This is a genomic window from Rhodococcus oxybenzonivorans, assembly GCF_003130705.1.
Classification (GTDB): Bacteria; Actinomycetota; Actinomycetes; order Mycobacteriales; family Mycobacteriaceae; genus Rhodococcus_F; species Rhodococcus_F oxybenzonivorans.
Window position 1 is genome coordinate 224,739 of record NZ_CP021356.1, and the last position, 19,341, is coordinate 244,079.

General features: G+C 63.3%; 17 protein-coding genes and 1 pseudogene. 5 read left to right on the forward strand and 13 right to left on the reverse strand.

The window, feature by feature from the left end; genetic code table 11:
• Window position 1: 1 nt before the first annotated feature.
• Window positions 2-121, forward strand: a pseudogene (locus CBI38_RS36700) (Na+/H+ antiporter NhaA); the annotation flags it as partial.
• Window positions 122-579: 458 nt separating this feature from the next.
• On the opposite strand, the gene CBI38_RS36710 reads toward CBI38_RS36700, so the two are convergent.
• The 6 genes from CBI38_RS36710 to CBI38_RS36740 all read right to left on the reverse strand — a co-directional run bounded on the left by CBI38_RS36710 (window position 580) and on the right by CBI38_RS36740 (window position 5,910).
• Window positions 580-996 (reverse strand): hypothetical protein, encoded by a 417-nt coding sequence (locus tag CBI38_RS36710; protein WP_109336293.1) that lies wholly within the window; start codon window positions 994-996, stop codon window positions 580-582.
• 132 nt (window positions 997-1,128) lie between these two features.
• On the reverse strand, window positions 1,129-2,076 hold the full coding sequence (locus tag CBI38_RS36715; protein WP_109336294.1) for a C40 family peptidase: 948 nt from the start codon (window positions 2,074-2,076) through the stop codon (window positions 1,129-1,131).
• Window positions 2,077-2,346: 270 nt separating this feature from the next.
• Window positions 2,347-2,541: a hypothetical protein gene (locus CBI38_RS36720; RefSeq protein WP_109336295.1), complete on the reverse strand. Its 195-nt coding sequence runs from the start codon at window positions 2,539-2,541 to the stop codon at window positions 2,347-2,349.
• A gap of 56 nt (window positions 2,542-2,597) precedes the next feature.
• Window positions 2,598-3,485 carry a hypothetical protein gene (locus tag CBI38_RS36725; protein WP_109336296.1) on the reverse strand — a complete coding sequence of 296 codons (888 nt, stop codon included), beginning with the start codon at window positions 3,483-3,485 and terminating at the stop codon, window positions 2,598-2,600.
• Entirely contained in the window at window positions 3,485-4,522 is a 1,038-nt protein-coding gene (locus CBI38_RS36730; protein WP_109336297.1) for a hypothetical protein, read from the reverse strand. Before CBI38_RS36730 ends, CBI38_RS36725 begins: the two co-directional genes overlap by 1 nt.
• A 434-nt stretch (window positions 4,523-4,956) precedes the next feature.
• Window positions 4,957-5,910: an alpha/beta fold hydrolase gene (locus CBI38_RS36740; protein ID WP_109336298.1), complete on the reverse strand. Its 954-nt coding sequence runs from the start codon at window positions 5,908-5,910 to the stop codon at window positions 4,957-4,959.
• 669 nt (window positions 5,911-6,579) lie between these two features.
• Here CBI38_RS36740 and CBI38_RS36750 point away from each other — a divergent pair.
• Window positions 6,580-7,593: a DUF4238 domain-containing protein gene (locus CBI38_RS36750; RefSeq protein ID WP_204165063.1), complete on the forward strand. Its 1,014-nt coding sequence runs from the start codon at window positions 6,580-6,582 to the stop codon at window positions 7,591-7,593.
• A gap of 32 nt (window positions 7,594-7,625) precedes the next feature.
• Here CBI38_RS36750 and CBI38_RS36755 read toward each other — a convergent pair whose 3' ends face one another.
• Both CBI38_RS36755 and CBI38_RS36765 read right to left on the reverse strand, forming a co-directional pair.
• Complete coding sequence (locus tag CBI38_RS36755; protein ID WP_109336301.1) at window positions 7,626-9,248, reverse strand: hypothetical protein; 1,623 nt, start codon at window positions 9,246-9,248, stop codon at window positions 7,626-7,628.
• 467 nt (window positions 9,249-9,715) lie between these two features.
• The gene (locus CBI38_RS36765; protein ID WP_109336303.1) at window positions 9,716-10,579 is read right to left on the reverse strand and encodes an A24 family peptidase; all 864 of its coding nucleotides are present in this window, start codon (window positions 10,577-10,579) and stop codon (window positions 9,716-9,718) included.
• 247 nt (window positions 10,580-10,826) lie between these two features.
• On the opposite strand from CBI38_RS36765, the gene CBI38_RS36770 reads away from it, so the two are divergent.
• The 3 genes from CBI38_RS36770 to CBI38_RS36780 all read left to right on the forward strand — a co-directional run bounded on the left by CBI38_RS36770 (window position 10,827) and on the right by CBI38_RS36780 (window position 12,986).
• The gene (locus CBI38_RS36770) at window positions 10,827-11,354 is read left to right on the forward strand and encodes a hypothetical protein (protein WP_109336304.1); all 528 of its coding nucleotides are present in this window, start codon (window positions 10,827-10,829) and stop codon (window positions 11,352-11,354) included.
• A 100-nt stretch (window positions 11,355-11,454) separates the two neighbouring features.
• Entirely contained in the window at window positions 11,455-12,045 is a 591-nt protein-coding gene (locus tag CBI38_RS36775) for a hypothetical protein (RefSeq protein WP_109336305.1), read from the forward strand.
• A gap of 497 nt (window positions 12,046-12,542) precedes the next feature.
• On the forward strand, window positions 12,543-12,986 hold the full coding sequence (locus tag CBI38_RS36780) for a hypothetical protein (protein WP_162603427.1): 444 nt from the start codon (window positions 12,543-12,545) through the stop codon (window positions 12,984-12,986).
• A gap of 33 nt (window positions 12,987-13,019) precedes the next feature.
• Here CBI38_RS36780 and istB read toward each other — a convergent pair whose 3' ends face one another.
• From istB to CBI38_RS39960, 5 genes are all read right to left on the reverse strand, one after another.
• A complete protein-coding gene (istB, locus tag CBI38_RS36785; RefSeq protein ID WP_109336307.1) occupies window positions 13,020-13,823 on the reverse strand; it encodes an IS21-like element helper ATPase IstB in 804 nt (267 codons plus the stop codon).
• Window positions 13,820-15,310 carry an IS21 family transposase gene (gene istA, locus CBI38_RS36790; protein ID WP_109336308.1) on the reverse strand — a complete coding sequence of 497 codons (1,491 nt, stop codon included), beginning with the start codon at window positions 15,308-15,310 and terminating at the stop codon, window positions 13,820-13,822. The genes istB and istA overlap by 4 nt, the downstream gene beginning before the upstream one ends.
• A gap of 90 nt (window positions 15,311-15,400) precedes the next feature.
• Window positions 15,401-16,657, reverse strand: a complete 1,257-nt coding sequence (locus CBI38_RS36795; protein WP_109336309.1) for an IS110 family RNA-guided transposase — start codon at window positions 16,655-16,657, stop codon at window positions 15,401-15,403.
• A 612-nt stretch (window positions 16,658-17,269) separates the two neighbouring features.
• Window positions 17,270-18,100, reverse strand: coding sequence for a CopG family transcriptional regulator (locus tag CBI38_RS36800; RefSeq protein ID WP_109336310.1), 831 nt, complete (start codon window positions 18,098-18,100; stop codon window positions 17,270-17,272).
• A gap of 501 nt (window positions 18,101-18,601) precedes the next feature.
• Window positions 18,602-19,186: a hypothetical protein gene (locus tag CBI38_RS39960; protein ID WP_230990458.1), complete on the reverse strand. Its 585-nt coding sequence runs from the start codon at window positions 19,184-19,186 to the stop codon at window positions 18,602-18,604.
• Window positions 19,187-19,341: the final 155 nt, after the last annotated feature.

Genomic DNA, 19,341 nt, shown 5'->3' on the forward strand with positions numbered 1-19,341 from the left:
GTGGGCCAATTCCGCCGCGACCGACATAGCGTTCGCGGCGGCCGTCCTCGCCGTCGTCAGTATCCACCTCCTGGCTTCCATCCGGACGTTCCCGCCGACCCCCCTTGCAGTAGTCGACGACTGTTGTAGGAGAGGGTCACTCGGCCAGCTGTCACCCCTATGAACGTCTGGTGGACCGTAGACCAGCCGGGTGTGCGCCGATCAGATCGGCGGGGTAATTCCATGCACGGCGTCGACGTCCGGGTGAATCGGAACTTCGCCGGGATCGACCAGTGGATTGCCGGTGGCGGCGTCCAAAACACAGATCTCGATGATCGACCGTCGATTTCCTCAAGGTCGGTCGACTCAACGTTCAGCACTGCTGCCCGGCCGGGGACGAGCATGCCCCGTTCCCACTGCTGCGGAGACGTACTGGCCATACCACCTCCTTCTCGTGATCATCGTAAGGACACCCTCTGACATGTGGTTCTGACTTCGGCACCTATGCCGGCCCGGAGAAGTTCCTGGTACGCTCGGGCGCCCGTCTTCCGACAAAGGATCGGGAGGACGGCGCCCGAGCCACGCCACCGGACTGCTTCCTTAGCTGTAGGAATGCTCAGGTTCGCGCTCGCTGGAGACCTGCCCGTCGGTGCTCGTCGGCTGATCGCCTTCCTGCGGTGCAGCAGCATCTGCGACGTCGGTTGTCTCAGTCGCGTCCTTACCGGCGCCACCACGCGCGGCCTTACTGGAGGTATTCTTCCGCTTCTTCGGGGCGGTGTAACCCATGGCCGCGAGCTCTTTGGCCGTCCATCCGCCTTCGATCGCGTCCTCGTGGGCCGTCCTGATTGCGTCTACGGCTGCCTCGCGTGCGGAGTCGAGTGCGGCTAGCTCTTCCACTGCTTCACCGATGGCTCCGACAAGTGCGACGCGGGTTTCGATTGCTTTCTGCGCCAGTGCTTCCGCATTCTTTCGTGCGGTCTCGATTGCTTTCTTGTGGGCGGCTGGCGTAGTGCTCATGTGTCACTGTCTCCTTTGTCTGTGCGGTCGTGCCGCAAGGTCGCGGCTCGACTCTGTTGCCGGTCTGCGTTTGTAGTGGCGATCGTATTGTTCCGCTTCGGGATCAGCGCAGGACAACTTGTCCCCCGATGGTCACAGGAAGCGGGCGGGGATCATGTCCGGGCGGACGGCGCTGATCTGAACCAGCTGGCCGGTCTGCGGTGCTTCAAGCATTTTTCCGCCGCCGAGGTAGATCGCGACGTGGTTGGCTCCGTCTGCCTGCCAGTTCCCGAAAAGCAGGTCACCCTGCTGGGCTTGGGTCATGGTGATCTGCTGGCCTGCCCGGAACTGTTCCTGTGAGGTGCGGGGCAAAATCTTCGTGCCGCCGGTGCCGATGTAGTAGGCGAAACGCGTAAGCCCCGAGCAGTCGTAGCCGGCGGTAGTTCCTCCGGTGCCGTCGCCCATCGACGGTCCGGTGAGAAGGCCTCCGCCCCATTGGTAGGGCAGTCCGATCGCGCGCATCGCCGCTTCGATGACCGCACGCGCGAGCTCGAGGTTGCGGGGAAAGCGGGGGTCGAAGGTCAAATCACTGACTGCGGTCGGGGCGAGCATTCTTGTCAGGGAGGGGATGCCGGCCGCAGTGGTGGGTGCCCCACTGACGGCAGGAGGCAGAACTAACGGATTCGTCTCCTGCTGCGGAGTCGATGACGGTGCCTGAGCTGCGGGTCCTGCCGGGTTGGCGACACCGCCGGCGGGTCCGGGTTCCGGGCTAGGGGCGGGCAGGACCACCTCGGGAATCAGGCCCTGGGCCTCGGGCGAGAGCTGTTCCCTGGCGCCCGCAGCGGCATCCTGGACTTCCGGTGGAATGGCGTTCTCGATCTCGGCTTGCCACTCGGCGGGCAACTGCTCCTGCGCCTGCTGCACTGCCCGGGCCGCGTCGGCGAGGTAGGGCTGCGGGTTCGGGACATACTGGGCGAGAGCTGGCGGTAGTTCCTGTGCGACCGACGTGACGCTGTCGGTGATCGCGGGGTCCACTCCGCCGCCCTGGGCAGCTGATGCGCCGGCCACTGCGACGCCGATGATGATCGATGCGAAATCCATGATGTCTCCTGGCCGAGGGTGTGGCGGCCAAGGGCGGAAGTACTGTCTCGATGACCGCGAGGATGTCGTGCGATCAGGACAGTAGAGAGAGACCTGTTCAACTCGACCGAACTCACAATCGGGGCAACCCAGTCGGGCATCCACATCGGCCAATAGGGCGTAGAGAATTGGACCGGATGCGGAAGATCAAATAGGGTGTGGTTACTGAGAATGCACTGGGTGAGTCGGAGGCACACCATCTTGTAGGTGGCCTCCGACTTTTCTTTCTGCTCACAGCCCCTTGCCATCTCGTCGTCCGGTATGAGCGTCGGCGCCGGAGCCCTCCTTCCCTTGCGTTGTGTCCGCGGTCGAATCCGAATCGTCGTGTGGCGCGGCTTTCACCACTCTGAATTGCGCGGGCGCAGCGAAGATATCGGGATGAAAGATCAAGTCGGGGCGCCGGTGGCGCGGCTTGTCCGCAGTCATGACTGAGTTTTCCTTCCGGTGAGTTGAATCTGTCTTGAACGCCCCGCCTCGACTCGTCATGGCGTCTCGTGATCGACAAGTTGGACGACCAGGCGCTCCCCCGGCGGATGTCCGGGCCGCTCATACGGCACAAAATGAGCCCCCACCACCTGAAGCTGCATTCCCCGTGGCAGCAAGTGGTGCGAGTTGTCCACGCGAGAAGATTGCCCGTAGTACATGCCCCGGTCGGTCTGGATCTCGAAGACAACATCGGTGGGCCGGGCGGTCGAATCCAGCTCGTGCAGCGAATGAGTTGCTGCAGTAAACCGGTCGAAGGACAGGACCGTCCCCGGCGATAGCGTCGAGGGCAGATCTGACGGGTTCACGACCGCGTTGGGAATGCTCACCGACGTGTACACGAGATGACCTCGTCCGGATTCGCGTTCGTATCGTTGAATTGCCCGGTCCACTCGTTGGACCTGCTTGCGGCGAGCATCGTCGAGCTCGACAGCGTCGCCGGCCACCGCGGAGAGGGCGTTGTTCGTCTCCCGCCAGGTCTTCGGGTCCGACGTCAACGACGCCAGCGCCGTGTACTGGGCTTTTGGCATCGCGTCGAGGACGCGGCGCTTCGTCGCGGATCGGGTGTTCCGTTGTCGTGCCGAGAGTGTGCGACGGAGTTCGATCGCCGGTGGCAGCTGCGGGCGTAGCCGAGAGTTTCCGATTGCCGCCGGCGTGGGCCGAGGATAGGCACGGTTGAGGTCCCGTTGCGCCCGGGTCAATCCAGGTAGGTTCTCGGTGGCGTCGTCGAGTTCTCGTGCTCCGCTGCGGAGATCGGCGCGGGTGTCGTAGGCATGCTGTGAGATTAGTTCGCCTTCCTTGCGGGTGGCGACGTCGCTTTCGCCCCGGTCGAGATCGAACACACCGTTGACGCGGTCTGGGCTGATCCGGTCATGGCTGCGGCCCATCAGCTGCGCCGATCGTATCCGGCGACGTCGCCGCGCAGCTGGGCCAGCGCCGCTTCCCGCGCCTGATGTAGATCGACCAGGTCATTGGCCAGGTCACCGATCGCCGACGTTTCGAGATCATCATTCGCCGAGTTGACCAGCAATTCTCCGAGCGCCGGTGCGTGAGCGTCGATGCGACCGAGAGCCGCAGTACCGTCGGTCGAGTCCTGGAGCATCAATAGGTCTTGGTGAAGAGTCCACAACGCTGCGACCCGCCCGATCAGTGATTCTTTGACCTGTTCGAACCACCGTCGCTGCTCGTGGTGGGACGCCCGCGCCGCGTCAGCCTCGGCACTGACACCTGTCGTGGGTTCGCCACCGCTGACCCGGAAAGTTGCCAGCTCACCGCAGTGGCCGAGAATCGCTCGGAGTTGGTCCTCGATGTCGAGCCGGATGCAGTGGATGTCGAGGTCCTCGTGACTCCATGCCGGCACGTCACGAATATCGTCGACGATCGCGGACCCAGTCATGGCCAGACGAAGTTCGAAGAAGTCGCCGCCGGCCGAGACGTAGGCCTCGAGCTTGGCAATGTTGCCGCGGATCATCCGCTCGTCCGCCGCGGTCAGCCTGAGGGGATCACGGCGGATCCACCACCACATCGCGAGGACCTCCACACCTGCAGCCACGAAGATGAATACCGTCAGATCCGTGAGCGGAGACTGAAAAAGCGAATTCATGTTGAGTAGGACAGAAATCATGCCGATCAGGACAGGTGCGATCACGACGAGGGGAATTTCGACAACGATACCGCCGTTCGTTCGCCCGAACGGGACCTGCGTGCGCCACATATTGCGTCGGGGATAGGTATTCACGTCGTGGGCGGCAAAACCCAGCTCCGCTCGCCTTGTGACGATCGCGGCCACCCTCGGCGAGAAGAGTTGCAAGTGGATACAGTCGAGCGCCATCAGAAACTGGTCGCTCTCGGTGTCGCTCTCGACGCGGTCGATCAGGTCCAGAACAACGCGGGCCGCGCGGTCGCCCGCTTCTGCCGGGATCATCGGCGTAGCTCGCTTCGCCCGATGGGCCGCTGCTCGCTGACCTGCCGCGGTTCGGGGCCATTCTCTCCGGGATAGGTCCGTGGATCCGGCCGGCCCGAGGGGTGATGAGGGAAAACCTCGAATGCTTCTACGGCGGTGTCGAACTGCGCATGCGCGCCGGCCCACCGGATGTGACCGCAGCGGCAGTAGGTGGCGTCTTGCCACGGATTGTAGGTCTTCGGTTCGTGATGCAGATCGATGCACCGGTGCCGCTCCCCGACCTGCACACCACGCGCTGCCACCCGTTTCAGAACATGGCGGGTGTACGACCTCCCGCGGTAAACGAGCTCGTCCCTTGTGGTGCGCCTGACCGGACGACAGGTCAACATCTTGGTGAATACTCAACACTTCTCCCATCAGTGGTTGTCTCCTCGGGTGTCAGGCACGCGCAGATTTCATGCCCCGACGAGGTCGGATTTGGATCTGCGGGTGGTGTCCTGTTCGCGGCGCCCTACCGCGCGGCCGAGCAGTCGATTGAGACTTTCGCTCACCACATCGGGGCGCTCAAGACCGACCATGTGCCGCGCTCCGCTCACTGGGATCAGTTCGGCGAGGGGAAGAGCCGCGGCGAGTCGCTCTGAGTGCCCGATCGGGGTCACCCTGTCCCGGGTTCCACAGATGATCGACGCCGGCACCTTCGCAAGCACGTCGAGCGCCGGGGAAGCGTCGTATATCCGCAGATCACGCAGGAAGGCGGCCACGGTGGCGATCGGAGTCGCGTGGACCATCCCGTAGGACGTGACGGCGGCACGGACACTTGCGCTCGGAGCAAGGGGGCAAGTTGCGCCGACCACTGGCGACAAGATGCGACGTGAGAGATTCCAGCTGCGCGCGACGAGCCCTGGGGCGTGAGCTGATGCCGTCCGCAGCAACGTCACCGCCGGCGTATTCAGAGCGCGCCCGATGCCGGCGCTGGCGACATTGCCGACGGCGGTCGAGATCAACCCGACTCCCACGATTTGCGCGGCCGCGGCCTCTTGGTGATGGGCCACGTAGGACATCACGGCCATTCCACCCATCGAGTGCCCGACGAGGACAATCGGCCCCTTTGGCGCCACCGTGCGAATCACCGCATCCAGGTCCCGTCCAAGCTGGCTGATCGTGTAACTGTCGGTGTCAGCCGCGCCGGATCCACCATGGCCGCGGTGATCGAAGAACACCAACCGGGCACGCTTGCGCCAGACCTCGGCCAGGTAGGCCCGTTGCGGTGCCCACGCGTCCATGTGGAGACAGAATCCGTGCGCGAAAATCACAGTGACCGGCGCCGTCCGGACTCCGAACTCACCAACCGCAAGAGAGGTGCCGTCGGCGGTGAGGACGAGGTATGGGCGATCGCTGGGGGTCCTCATCGCTAGCCATCCAGACCTCGGGGCGCCAACCAGCATTCAGGCTGGTCTCGTTGGTCGCGCGGGATGCGGAACCCTGAGGCGGTCGACTCATCGAGTTCGCCGTCGTCGAGACCCGCAGGGCGCCGGAGCTGCACCACCAGGTCACGGCATTCTTCTGTGTGCCCGTGGAAGGGAGATTGACCGCCGTCTCGGTCGGCCGGAACAGGGTCCGACGGCGCCCATAGACGCTGGCGGTCACGAATCTTCTTCGCCTCTATCGGGTGGATACGTCGAACCTCAACAATCATCGGTACCACTCCTTTGTGCCTCACAACAGCAATTGCGAGGACGATAGGTTCTGACCTGGACCGTTCCGTCAAAGTCACGTGCCGTTCCCGCCCCGCCATATCAGGCACCTCCAAAAGGCACGGAAGCGACCGCCACTCCTGGAGGAAGATCCATCGCATCTGCGTTGTGTGACATCTCGGCACCTCGAACATTTGCCGGCAACCGCGATGGTGAGTTATGCGAGCAGCGCCCACTCCAGCTGGCACCGATCGGACGCTGCTCGAATAGTGTGAGGTCGTGCGTATTGATCACAGGTGGCTCTCCGACGTCGAGATCGACAAGTCGAAGGAGTTGACCCGTCGTTCAAGAGACCGTCCGCGACGCCATCACCACGTGCCGCAGATGTACGTAAGCCGATGGCAGTCTGCCGGCGCTTCCTCAAGGCTGATTCGAATGACAGATATAGACACCCATGAAACTGAGCTCCGGAATCCGGATTCGCTCGCGAACGCGCCGTGGTTCTACCGGATTTCCGGTGATGACGTCGACTCGGAGGATGTCCCTGACCTGTGGTTCGAGATTCACATGTCGCGCGTGGAGAACGACGCCAAGCGGTGGCTCGCCGCACTCGATGATTTGCCTAATGGTCGACTGCTGGACCGAGAGTTGATTACAGACTTGGCCGTCTTCGTCGGTCTACAAAGTCAACGCACTGTGCGGCGACGCCAGGGAGAACTGGACATCGATTCAGGTATCAGGCGATTTGGAGCGCGCGAGGTGATCGGCTCACCGGAAGTGTTGCCCCGCGTCTGCGTGGCGACTGGTCGGCGATACGACCCCGCTCGACATGACGCATTGGCTGACGAGATCGCCGCCGAACTGCTCAGCCGCCCGCTTGTCAGTTCCGCCGAGAACGGAGCACAAGCCCGCGCCATCGAGAGCACAATTGGCCTCTGGCGCAACTCGGTAGTACCCCACCTTTTGATCCAGCGGTCCTGGTGGTTGTATTCAACGAACATACCCCTCGCCACCTGCGATGAGCCGGTGATCTATCTCGGGGCGACACAGGGTCGGGACTCACCTGAGGCGTACGCCCTGGGAAGTGCACCCCTGCTGGCGTTCCCGATCGGTCCAAATCGACTCCTGATTCTCGCAGGTGCGGCCTACCATCCAGCCCAACCATTCGAACTCGACGACTCCGATACCGCTGCGGTCAACTTCGAGGTAGCGGCCGCGGCCATGCGGTATGTCTACGAGCGAGATGGGAGCGACATCGCGAGAAATATAACCGTCCCCAGACGCCCAGCGTTCGACCCGCAGAAGGCTGAAACCTTCTGGGAGTCGGTCCATCCACCCACGCGGTGGTCACCCGGTGCCGGACCTGATTGGCCACTACAGCGTTGGTCTCTCGCCTGAGAAAGCAGTACTGGGGGATCAGTCCTACAGCCTCAATCCTTTCGGCTCGTTCGGCACAGCTCGGTAAGACCCTGCAGGGCCTTCGTGACCCGATCCACGATCTCCTCGAACTGCTTGTCTGGAGGCATCGAGGTCAGGCCTGCCCGTGCCAGCGTCTCGTCGAACTTCGAGCCCTTCATATGAGCAGCCCCACTCGAGCGAAGCCCTTGAAGTAGGCGAAGAGGACCCATCAGCTCGCTCGTATTGCCACCTAGCTTCTCGACAAGTTGCTGAAGGCAGTTGAGGGACTGCTGCTCGTCCGCCCCCGAAACCTGCCGGAGCACCTTTACATCGAGCGCCTCGACGATTCCAATGGCGAGAGTGATTATGCCTTGATTACGTTGCCCCTCAGTGGAGTTTGTACACAACGCCAAAGCGGCGAAGTCAGTAGCATCTGATGCGCCGAGAGGCCTATAGAGCGTGTCGCCGAAGAGATCCTTGAACGCCACGATGAGGTCGGCCCGTGCTCTTCTGAGACGATCAGGGTCGGGGCGCTCATCTTCTACCCACCTGCCTGCGAGGTCGCGGAGCACCCGTGTAATCGTGATCCCACCGTGCGGGGGAACGTTGTGGGTAAGCCAGTACTCACGTTCACTTTCGGGCAGACTCCCCAGATCGCCAAGCCATACCTGGACCAGACCTTCATCGTTGATATCGATGTCCATCGACCACCGCCCGTGGCACGCCACGCTGGTTCGCTGGACAAGGTAGCGGGATGGACGCTCCCGGTAGCGGGTCAGGACGTCAGAATCGAAGAACACCGGAGTCAGGTAAGTGCTGTCCTCCCGTTGACAGCTCAGACGAATTTCTTCGCCTGTGGACGAATCGACGTCCACGATGAACTCTTGGAACTTCTCCGGCCGGTTGGTGTCGTCGGGATTCTCTCCTGCAGCCGCGAATGGAAGGACCACGTGTTTCCCGGTCAGGGTTGCCACGTACCCACCGAGCGCGGAGTCACCCCAGGCGATGTAATCGAACGATGCGACCTTCGTGTGGAGCCCAAGGTCGATTCGGTCGCTCTGATGGGTGTCCACCGTGCGGCAGTGCGAGTGTTGCACCACCAGGCTCATACCTCGTGCCGCAAGGTACTTGCGGAGATGGCGAGCGCTGACTTGGACCTCGTACTCGCCCTCTTGGAGTCGGTGAACCTTGACGACCTCCTCGTCCCGGCCGGCGTCATTGATCCGATACATGCTTTCGTCCGGCCGAGTGACTAGCCCCAACCACCATCTGAACGAGGGCGTGAACTCGATCAATGGGTGCGAGGTTCCGGTCGGCAGCCACAGCGCGTCTGCGAAAAAATGCAGGTCGTAACCGTCAGGATTGCTGGTCAGACCATCGTGAAAAGCCGGGTCGCGATCAGTACCGTAGCTCGGTTCGCCGAGGTCGTTAATGGACCAGTCGGTGGTGGCGAGGACCTTGTCCTGGTGTGCCGTCGCCACAAGAAGCGGCTTGAGACTGCTGTAATTCTTCCCATCGCCCTGTCTCCTGAGGACCGTGATCCACTGCGTAGGCTCCGGATCGATCAGCGTGAGAGCTTCGCGGTGCTGTAGCGCGGGCGGAAGTGTCTCGTAACGCTCTAAGCAATCTGATTTGGGGTCGGGATTCTTCAACACCCAACTATCGTACGGAGAGCCACGCTCAGACCGAATAGATCAGCAGAGTCGCGGTCTATCCCGCCCTCCGATTAACGGCCATGCTCCGTCTGCCGTTCTTCCCAGAGGGATCTCGGTGCACACGATGTCCTCGACCGAGTAGGCGATGGCCCCGCACCGAGGGCATTGGCCGGGCAGCCGTTGGTGTCGGATCATTGCCCAGTGCTCGTCACACAGCAGGTAGTCCACGCGAGCGTCGAAGTGACAGCAGTCCTTGACGACCGCCGCCCAGCGGGCCGCACGTACGAAGCCAACGGGGTCCCCCGTGAAGTACTGGGGATGCTCCGCGCAGAACTCACACGGCAGTTCCGTTTGAACGATCGATGGCACCGCGGCGGAGTGAGCCACCTCGTCCATACCGTTGCACCTCCCCACTCTCTGGAGACCAGTATGCAACCGATCCCTCCACACCTTCCGTCAAAAGGCGTTCAGATCCAGACGAGAAACCACAGCGGTGGGACCGCGATTGCCACGGCGGCTCCAGCGATGAGAAAAGGTGCGAAGCCGAATTCACCCAGGTCTTTCTGACGCCGGATCGCCTTCACCCCCGCCATCACCAAGAGGGCCAGGACGTTCGGTAGCAACATGCCCGAGAGCACATTCATCCATCCGACCCACCCCAGCGCTGCCCCGAGGATGAAGCTCAGCCGCACGTCGGCGAGCCCGGGATAGCCGCGGGTGACGATCGCGAACGCAAGGTTGAATGCGAACACCAGCACACCGGCGAGAAGTGCGCGCCCACCTGACGCTGGATCTTGATCCACCGCCACCGCGAACGCCCCCAACATCAGGCCCCCTGCGGTGGTCAGCCTGATCAAGGTCAGCGGAAACCGCAGCGTGAAGTGATCGATCCACCCTGCCCACACGCACAGCAGGCTCAGTGCAAGCCAGGCCGTCAAGATCGCGTCGCCGCCGGCGAGCAGCACGGCGCCAAACCACAATCCCGCGGTCGTAGCCGCAGGAACGATCCGCCGGCCGGTTGCCTCTAATGGAATATCGACCGCCTTACACAACCGGGCCATCATCGGCGCTATTGCCGCACTCAACGCCGCACCAACTGCAGCGCAGACGCTTGCAGCCCACCACAGCCCTGTTGTGCCGTATTCGGCATCAAGCCACCGAACCGCGAACCACACCACCACACTCGCGACGACGACAATCCCAGCAGGCGCGTACACCGTCGCCGACAGATGATCACTGCGTTGCCCTGCCGCATTTTCAGCACCGACGGCCGGCGATTGTGGCTCCTCGCTGGGACCACTGCCCGCCAGTTCCGACGTCGGTTCGGTCATCTTGGGCACTCCTCCGCAACTGTGCGACAGACATAAGGGATAGATCGACACTAGCCGTCCACCTGGACAGTCTCAGCACCACCGAACCGATGCGGGAGCCCGCCCACTGGAAGGGCCCTTCGAGAAACCGCAGCTTGACCCGCTGGTGCGGCGGTGGTCCGCCGGGCGTCGTTTTGTCCAGGTCATCACATATCACTGGGCTCGACATTGCGTCCTCCCTGTCGGACTGGAATAGAAGCGAGTACTCGTGAATCGACGAACCACCACGGAAATTGCTGCACTGTCCCTCATCACGGCCGCCATCCTCACCGGGTGCAGCAGCACAGAAGCCGAGACCGTATCCCCGTCAGCCGAACCAGCTGCTGCTGCCACACACGTCGAGTGGTCGACGAACCCCACCGTTGATCAAGGTCAGCCCGGCGTGACCGACGCTCAGACCCGGCTATCCGAGACACAGCCGGCGACGACTGCTGCGCAGGCCACCGCTGCCGCCGCATTGCCGCCCACGAGCGCTCAGTGCGGAATCGTCACGAACAACCTGAACGGTGCGACTGCACCTGTAATCATCATCGCCGGAACTCCGAGCTGCCCAGCAGCACTGAGCATCAGTGATCGGTACCTCAACGACCGCACGGTCGCCGCACAAGGACAAGGGCGATTCGCTGTCATCGACGGTTGGAACTGCAGCTGGCCCTACCTTCCGGACCGATCACACGCCGACTCCTATCTGCAATGCGTCGACTCGACCGGCAATGCCGTCAAGATCGGCGACTGACACAGAACACCGCGGCACACCGGACCTCGTGTAGTCCACGCGCGACGCGCCGACATCGGCGCTCGCTCGAGCGACACCAGACGAAGGCATTATTGATTCCATGGGGGCACCAGTGAAGAAATCCACGCGCAACTCACGTCGGCCGCATCGTGGCCGCTCCACATCGCCGGTCCGCAGCTTTGCGGAATACACCAAGCGCCTGGCCACTGGAGCGAAAAGCGTCGTCATCGACGCCGACCCGGAGAACTGGCTGGACCTTGGTCACATCCCCAGCCAAGTCGAGGTGAAAATTGTCGGGCAAACCTGCGCGGGAATCGCCGGCGGATCCATCGCAGCTTCTGGCCGGTGCTTCGTCCAAGCGTCCAACCACGCCAGGGTCACTGCCTACGAACATGCTCACATCGAAGCGTTCGACGACAGCACCGTCGATGCCCGCGGTAAGAGTCATATCGTCGGCACTGACAACGCCTGGATCCGCGCAGAAGACAGCGCCATTGTTTTCGCGCACAGTCATTGCCACGTCCAAGCCAACGGTCAAGCTATTGTCGCCGCCACCGATACCACCACGGTCCGTATCGATGGCGAAGCCCACGTCCGAGTGAGCGATAGCGTGCGCATCATCGGGCCCCGTCGACCCGCGATTGTCGAAACCCATCCGATCGGCCGTCTCGCACGCCACCTGAATTTCTGAACGAAACGATCTCCGCTGTCCTGGTGTGCCGCGGGACAAAACTGTCGAGCTGGGCAGCTCATCCACGTCCCCACTGCCCTCATCAGCTGGCTACTGCGCACGTTGCACAGAATGCAGCAGACTTTCTGCACCAACGCATTTACTGGAAAGGTCTCTCGTTGTCCAACGACAAGCCTCGAACATCAATGGGTGACCTACTCATAGTAAGTACAACTCCACGACGGCTCGCCACACTCGAAACCGGCACACAGAGATTGTTATTGGCGCTTTCATTGGGGTCCTTCCTCATATTCTTTATAGGCGTACCGGCCACATCTGCTCAAGAAGGGAACACGGTCGGACTCGGGCTTCTTGTTGTTGCCCTCCTCTGGGGCGTCTTCCTGCTTTGCATGCTTGCTCGGTTGGGGTGCTCCCACGGCGTCCGGGCCACGATCGCCCGGACACGCTGGGCGGCACGCAGCATCGGCTGCACACTCCCACAGCCTCGGACTGCCGCGATGCTCCTTGCTGTCACAATTGCCACCCTGGCAGTCACAGCACTGCTGAGAGGCCCGATTTTCGACCTCGTGGTCGAGGCAGTGGGAACGGACCAATCACCCGCACAACGTGCCGCGGACGATGATAGGTCCACCTGGTTAACATCGGGCTGGGCCGGCCACATTCCTGGTCTGACGCTGGTGTCCGGGGTCGTCACTGAGGAACTCATGTTTCGAGGACCACTCGTCGCCGCGGTCGTCTTTGCCCGCAGATACTTTCGCAGCGGCTGGCCAAAATGGGCAGCTCGCATCCTGATGGCCTGTCTCTGGATTTTCCTTGGCTATGAATTCGGCATCGGACACGACACTTTCTCCTCTTTGAACGCAGCGCTCATGGTGGTCGCCGGCCTTCTATGGGGAGCCCTGTCAATGGCCAGTTTGATGTCCCCGATTTTGGCCAGGTGAAAGTCCCCGCTCCTTGCGGGTGATGCGGATGGTTCAGGGGCGGTCACCTCGGCTCTGGTGGGCTTCACGCATCCGGTAGGACTCGCCGTCGGTGATGACGACGGTTGCTTGGTGCAGGAGCCTGTCGAGGATGCTGACGGCGGTGGTGTGTTCGGGCAGGAACCGCCCCCACTGCTCGAACGGCCAGTGCGAGGCGATGGCTAGCGATCGTCGTTCGTAGGCGCCGGCGACGAGCCGGAACAGCAGTTGAGTGCCGGTGTCGTCGAGGGGCGCGAATCCGACCTCGTCGACGATGATCAGATCGGCCCGCAGGAGGGTGTCGATGACCTTACCGACGGTGTTGTCGGCAAGACCTCGGTAGAGGGTCTCGACGAGGTCGGCGGCAGTGAAGTAGCGGACCCTGTGGCCGGCGTGGACCGCGGCGATCCCCAACCCGATCAGGGTGTGCGACTTGCCGGTTCCGGGTGGCCCGATAACCGTGAGATTGGCTCGGGATCGGACCCATTCGAGGCTGGCGAGGTAATCGAATGTGGCCTGAGGGATCGACGAGGCGGGCACGTCGAAACTGTCGAGGGTTTTGGCGACGGGGAACGCAGCGATCTTGAGTCTGGTCGCCGTGTTGGAGGCGTCGCGGGCCGCAATCTCCGCCTCGACGAGGGTTCGCAGCACCTCTTCGGGGGTCCATCGTTGGGTCTTCGCGGTGAGCAGCACCTCCGGTGCGGTGCGACGGATCGCGGCGAGCTTCAACCTGCGCAACCCCCGGTCGAGATCAGCAGAGAGGTCCGGAACAGGTTGCGGCGCCACCGCATCTGTCGTGTTGGTGGGTGTGCTGGTCATGGTGTGCCCCCGGGTCGGTCGGTGCGGGCCGGGACCGCGTAGGCGTCGAGGGAACGAGTCGGGGCGGTCGGCAGGTCGATCACCAATGCGTCCCCGGCCGGGGTGGGCTGCGGGGTCCCGGTGCCGGCGGCGAGAATCGAGCGGATGTCGGCGGCGCGGAACCGCTTGAACGCGACAGCCCGGGTCAACGCCGCGACCAGTGCGTCGGTGCCATGCGCCGCGCCGAGCGCGAGCAGCACCTCGAGTTCGGAGCCCAATCGGGTGTTTCCGGCGGCGGCGGACCCGACCAAGAACGCCTCAGCCGCCGATCCGAGGTCACAGAACTGTTGTTCGACAGTTGTTTTCGGTCTCGGACCACGGCTGGGTGCTGACCTGGGTCCGTCGTAGTGGGCGTCGTGGACCGACGCGGTGCCCGGCGCGGCGAGTGCGTGGTCGGCGACGACCTCCCCGCCCGACGGGTCGACGATCAACAGGCGGCCACTGTCCTGGGCGAGGGTGACGGTGGTGCCGATCAGTCGGGTGGGCACCGAGTAGCGGGCGGAGCCGAACCGGACGCAGGACAGACGGTCGACCTTGCGAGTAACCGGCGGCGGGCCGATCTGCAGGCGCAGCGACGGCAGCGGTCCGAGCACCGCCCGCTCCTCGACGATCCGCTGGTCGGGGATCGCGCAGATCTCCGAATGGGTGGCGGCGTTGACCTCGAGACACCACACCCTGGCGGCAGTGTTCGCTGCGTGCACATCCACCGGTCTGCCGGCGAGGTTCGCCTCGGTGAGCAGCGGAACGACCAGGTCACGTTGGGCGTAACCGACGAGGTTTTCCACGATCCCCTTCGACTGTGGGTCGTTCGCGTGGCAGAAGTCCGGCCGGAAGCCATAGTGGATGGCGAAGCGGACGTAGTCCGGGGTCGGAACGACAACGTTCGCGACGACGCCACCCTTGAGGCAGGCCATCCGGTCGGCGAGGACCTTGATCGGGACCCCGCCGATCGCGGCCAACGCTTCGGCGATCAACGCCAGCGTGGTGGTGGCACGTTCGTCGGCGGCGAAGGCGACGAACCGCCAGCGGGAGAACGCGAGGACCGCGCAGAACAGATGCAGGCCCTGCCCGACGTCCGCCCAGTCGATGACCAGGTACTCGCCCGGCGACCACACCGCCGGGCGTCGGCTGCGGTGATTGTCCCTGCGCCACTCGGCTTTCGCGTCAGCGACCAGGCGCCGGAAGTTGCGGTCCGACCCTTCGTAACCGGCAGCCCTCGCGATCGGGAGCAACCGTTTCGCGGAGATCCTGCCCTGCGACTTCGCAACCCGTTCAGAGACCAGGTCCGAGACCGCGTCGTAGTTGTGGGTGCGTTCAACCGGTTCGGGTGTAGTGTCGCCGACCTCGAACTTCTCGACGACCCGTTTGACGGTCTTGTGGGTGGTCCCGCACAGGTCGGCGGCACCTCGATATGTTCCGACCTCTCGATACGCGGAAATGATGTCCATACGGTCCCTCGCAGACTCAGACGAAACTCAGACGAAACTGCCAGGTGAGAAGACAACGTGACTGTCTGACCGCCGGTCCTTTTCGCCGTGTCAGGCCGCTGGACTGATCTCGACGCGGTAGCCCAGTCCTTCGAGCTGGCGCAGAAGCCGCCTCTTTCGCACTTCAGGATTATCGCGTTGGGTGTAGTAATCGGCACCGAGGTCGGTGTAGTCCACCTCGTCGTGCAGGATGTGCCAAACGATGACCAGGATCGTGTGCGCAATCGCGACAGCGGCCTTCTTTCCGCCCGCTTTACCGAAACGACGATGCAGGCGCCGAAACCGTGCCCCGAGGCGGGTCTGTGTCCGTGCGACCGCCCATGCCGCCTCGACCAGCACGCTGCAGAGCTGCGCGTTGCCGTTGCGCGTGGAGGTTTTCTTCCGCTTCCCGGCGGACTCGTTGTTGCCCGGACACAACCCCGCCCACGACGCGAGATGATCGGCAGTCGGGAAGCGGGACATGTCCACGCCGATCTCGGCGATGATCGTCTGGGCGGCTCGCTTTCCGATCCCGGGGACGGTCATCAGGCGATCCCGTTGCCGGGCGAACGGCGCGATCGCCGCATCGATACGGACCTCCAACGCGCCGATCATCTCGTTGAGGTGGTCGATATGGGCCAAATGCAAACCGGCCAGTAACGCATGATGCGCGGCGAAGCGCCCGGCCAGGGCCATCGTCAGGTCCGGGATCTTCTTACGCATCACCCCGCGGGCCAGATCGGCCAACACCGCCGGATCCCGCTCACCTGCGATCAACGCGGTGATCATCGCTCGACCCGAGACCCCAAGTGAATCGGAAGCCACCGAGTCCAGCTTGATCCCGCCGTCCTCGAGCACCTTGTGCAGCCGCTGGGTCTCCCGAGTGCGCTCCTCGGTCAACTTGCGCCGGTATCGGGTCAGCTCCCGGACCGCAGCGATTTCCGCCGGCGGAATGAAGCTGCCCCGAAGCAGCCCCACCTCGCACAACTGCGCCAACCAGACCGCATCGTTGGCATCGGTCTTGCGCCCCGGCACGTTCTTCACGTGATGGGCATTGCACAACACAATCTCCAACCCCTCGGCCTCGGCCAAGGCGTGGAACACCGGCCGCCAATAGACACCGGTCGCCTCCATCGCCACATGCGTAACCTGTTCGGCGCGAAGCCACGACGCCATCTCGAGCAACGCCCCGTAGAACGTCGCAAACCGGCGCACGCGCTGAGCGCGCACTTCGTCATCACCGGACTGATCGCTCGGGACGCGCACCGCGACCGTCACCTGGCGCTTGTGCACATCGATGCCGGCAACCCTCGAAAATACGATCTCCACGACGCACCGCCTCCACGTTTCGGCAAACCAAACGCGCGCCACCCGCGGAGCCCGCTGATAAACCAGAAACTCAGACACGCGCTCATAGCGGCAACCCGGAGTACCTCCAGGTGCGGACTCCACCGTCACTCTTCAATTCGGACTCGAAGATGCCAATCTGCACCGACGTCAGCGGATGACGCACCACCAAGTTTCAACCACCCGCGAGCGTCCCGACAGGGGCATCACCCCCTTCAATGGAACTCCCTGGGCGGTGTGGTGACTGGTTGGCACCTTCACCGTCACCGCCCAGGCCTAAAGTTCCTGATCGACACGACGAGCAAGGGGTGGGGACTTTTACCTGGCCACCACCGGGGACCTCAACCTGGCCACCAGTGGGGACTTTTCCATGGCCACGGACAAGCCCTCGCTATCTGGACAAAGTCGCTGCTCCCCTCAATTGCGAGCCATGCGCTGTACAACCTACTGGCGGTCTGGTGACCAACACCCCTGTGTGGGTCGAAAGCCTGGCCAGCCGACGGCAGCTTCACGGTCGACTGCGAGGAGAGTTCCAATCATGAGAGGACCGGCACCGCGGGTTGACTTACCGTCAGGAACTGATGACTGGAGTGATCAGTCCGGCTGCGTGCGGCGCCGCGCCCGACGACGGACGTGGCGGGCCATGAGATGCGCTCTGTTCTTCTCGCTGCGGAAGATCTCGTGGTTCACCGCCTGCTCGATCATTCCGGGGGCCTCGAGCACACGCTGAGCGGCCAGCCGCATCAACTCGGCACGATCGGACCCAACTTGTGCGGCCAAGGCGTCGAGCTTGTCCCGCAGCGGGGCGTCGAAGTGCACATTGACCCTGGCGGAAAAGATATCGGGCCGAAGATCGCGCAACGGTGCGATGGCCTCCAGGTCTGCGGAGAGATCACCCGGCTTGTCGAGCAGGCGCCGAAGCGCAACCCGAAGAAGCGCGGTGCCCAAGCTTGTCCCGTGCCGGCCGGCGAGGCGCCAGACCTGTTGCTTCGCTGAGGGGTTGACCATGACCTCGACCTTGTCGGACAGTCCGGTCCGCTCGGCCTCGCGGAGCATCGGATGTTTGTAGCGGCCGGGGGTTTCCAGGAATCGGTGCAGGGCAATCCGCATGAGTGCGCTGATCGTGGTGTCGTACTGGGCGGCCAGCGCCGTGAACTTCTGCGCGGTGTCCGGTTCCAGTTTGAGCGTGAGCATGACCAGCGGGATCGCCCGCCGGACTGCCGAGAGTCGCCGCGCTTCCTCGAGACGGTTGCGGACGGCTTTGGGCTGGGTGACCAGTCGTCGGCAGGCGACGCGGATCAGCGCCCCGAACCGGCGAGGTCCGATGCCCTCGGCCATCTCGTCGAGTCGGTGTTTCGTCTCTGGGTCGAAGCGCAGCGCGATGGGATCACCCACCGGGATCCGACCTGGCCTCGACTCCGTCATCCCTCGCTCTTCTCGTCCGCCGGTGCGCATATTGTGCCCCGGCATCGGGGAACCCTGGGACGCGGCTTCGAAGCAATCCGGTATGGCCTCCTCACCTCACCGGACCAAACCATCGTACCGACCGCACCCCTGGTACCCCGTGCTGTGAGTATTTCTGGTCGTGCACGACCCCCGTACACGGGCAAGCCGATTGGCGTGGAGAACTTCGCTCCGGCCTACCTGCGCCGCTCTCACCTTCGCGAGATTGACCGAACCTCGACGAGAAGCCCGCCACCAAAGGACTGGTGGCGGGCTTCTGTGTCTTTCATCCGCGCAAGTCGCGACGTGACTCCCCCCCGAGTGAAATGCCGCGGGCCTGTCGTCAGTTCCGCGCCCTTAGAACTGATTGAATCCGCTCAAGGTAGTTCTGGCCGCATGAGCACTTGGCTGCCAACTTGATTCGAGCCGCGTCGAGAATGGATTACGGGCCACCAGAGTCGGGTCAGCCTTCCCCAACGTCGATCAATTGGGCGTCACCAGCACCTGCAGCTCACCGATTCGCTGTTGATAGTTGGAGGTCAAGGGAACAGGCACAACTCCACCTGCGCCTCCACCTGGCCATACTGCCGTCCAGTTCACTATCCAGGCCGACGTCGCCGATACGTTGTTCACGCCGCCGGGCTGCGTGATCGATGTCTTCTCGATGTGGTGACCGCATGTCGGGGATGGCAATCCACTCGGTGGGGTGAGTGGACTGGCGTCGATCAGGTCGTTGTAGGGGGTGAACGGCAGAAGCGCGCCCGGGCAGATTGTCGGGAGGGACCCGTCCCCCCAGTTGATCGTGACACTTGAGTTGACAGCTGTGGCGGTCACCACGACGCCCCCCGGACCAGGGACGACTCGTGTCACGGGGCCGACGGTGCTCTCCCGGATCTGATCCGGGCAAACCCACGCCCATGCGTTCTTTCCGACCAAACCGGTTCTCCCGCCAGGGAAGTTGGCGGGTTCGGGGGTCCAGCACATCGGGGGTTCCTCGAGTTGCATGCCGGTCACGGCTGTTCCCACCACGTTCATGACCTGCGCCATGCTTACCGGGGTGGCTGGCATACCCACGTCCGGGCTCAGCGGAACGCAGTCCGCGAATCGGCCGCATGCCTTCAGCTGCTCCCTAATCGGAGGTCCTGTGGGGGCTGATACGACGTCACTGCCACCACCGCTGTATCCAGACCCGCCGCCGCCCGTCCCGGCTGCACTCGCCCCTG

Coding starts and splice junctions, on each gene's coding strand:
- CBI38_RS36710 (WP_109336293.1), bottom strand. CDS start 996: ATGAGCACTACGCCAGCCGCCCACAAGAAAGCAATCGAGACCGCACGA.
- CBI38_RS36715 (WP_109336294.1), bottom strand. CDS start 2,076: ATGGATTTCGCATCGATCATCATCGGCGTCGCAGTGGCCGGCGCATCA.
- CBI38_RS36720 (WP_109336295.1), bottom strand. CDS start 2,541: ATGACTGCGGACAAGCCGCGCCACCGGCGCCCCGACTTGATCTTTCAT.
- CBI38_RS36725 (WP_109336296.1), bottom strand. CDS start 3,485: ATGGGCCGCAGCCATGACCGGATCAGCCCAGACCGCGTCAACGGTGTG.
- CBI38_RS36730 (WP_109336297.1), bottom strand. CDS start 4,522: ATGATCCCGGCAGAAGCGGGCGACCGCGCGGCCCGCGTTGTTCTGGAC.
- CBI38_RS36740 (WP_109336298.1), bottom strand. CDS start 5,910: ATGAGGACCCCCAGCGATCGCCCATACCTCGTCCTCACCGCCGACGGC.
- CBI38_RS36750 (WP_204165063.1), top strand. CDS start 6,580: ATGTACGTAAGCCGATGGCAGTCTGCCGGCGCTTCCTCAAGGCTGATT.
- CBI38_RS36765 (WP_109336303.1), bottom strand. CDS start 10,579: ATGACCGAACCGACGTCGGAACTGGCGGGCAGTGGTCCCAGCGAGGAG.
- CBI38_RS36775 (WP_109336305.1), top strand. CDS start 11,455: ATGGGGGCACCAGTGAAGAAATCCACGCGCAACTCACGTCGGCCGCAT.
- CBI38_RS36780 (WP_162603427.1), top strand. CDS start 12,543: ATGCTCCTTGCTGTCACAATTGCCACCCTGGCAGTCACAGCACTGCTG.
- istB (WP_109336307.1), bottom strand. CDS start 13,823: ATGACCAGCACACCCACCAACACGACAGATGCGGTGGCGCCGCAACCT.
- istA (WP_109336308.1), bottom strand. CDS start 15,310: ATGGACATCATTTCCGCGTATCGAGAGGTCGGAACATATCGAGGTGCC.
- CBI38_RS36800 (WP_109336310.1), bottom strand. CDS start 18,100: ATGACGGAGTCGAGGCCAGGTCGGATCCCGGTGGGTGATCCCATCGCG.
- CBI38_RS39960 (WP_230990458.1), bottom strand. CDS start 19,186: ATGCCAGCCACCCCGGTAAGCATGGCGCAGGTCATGAACGTGGTGGGA.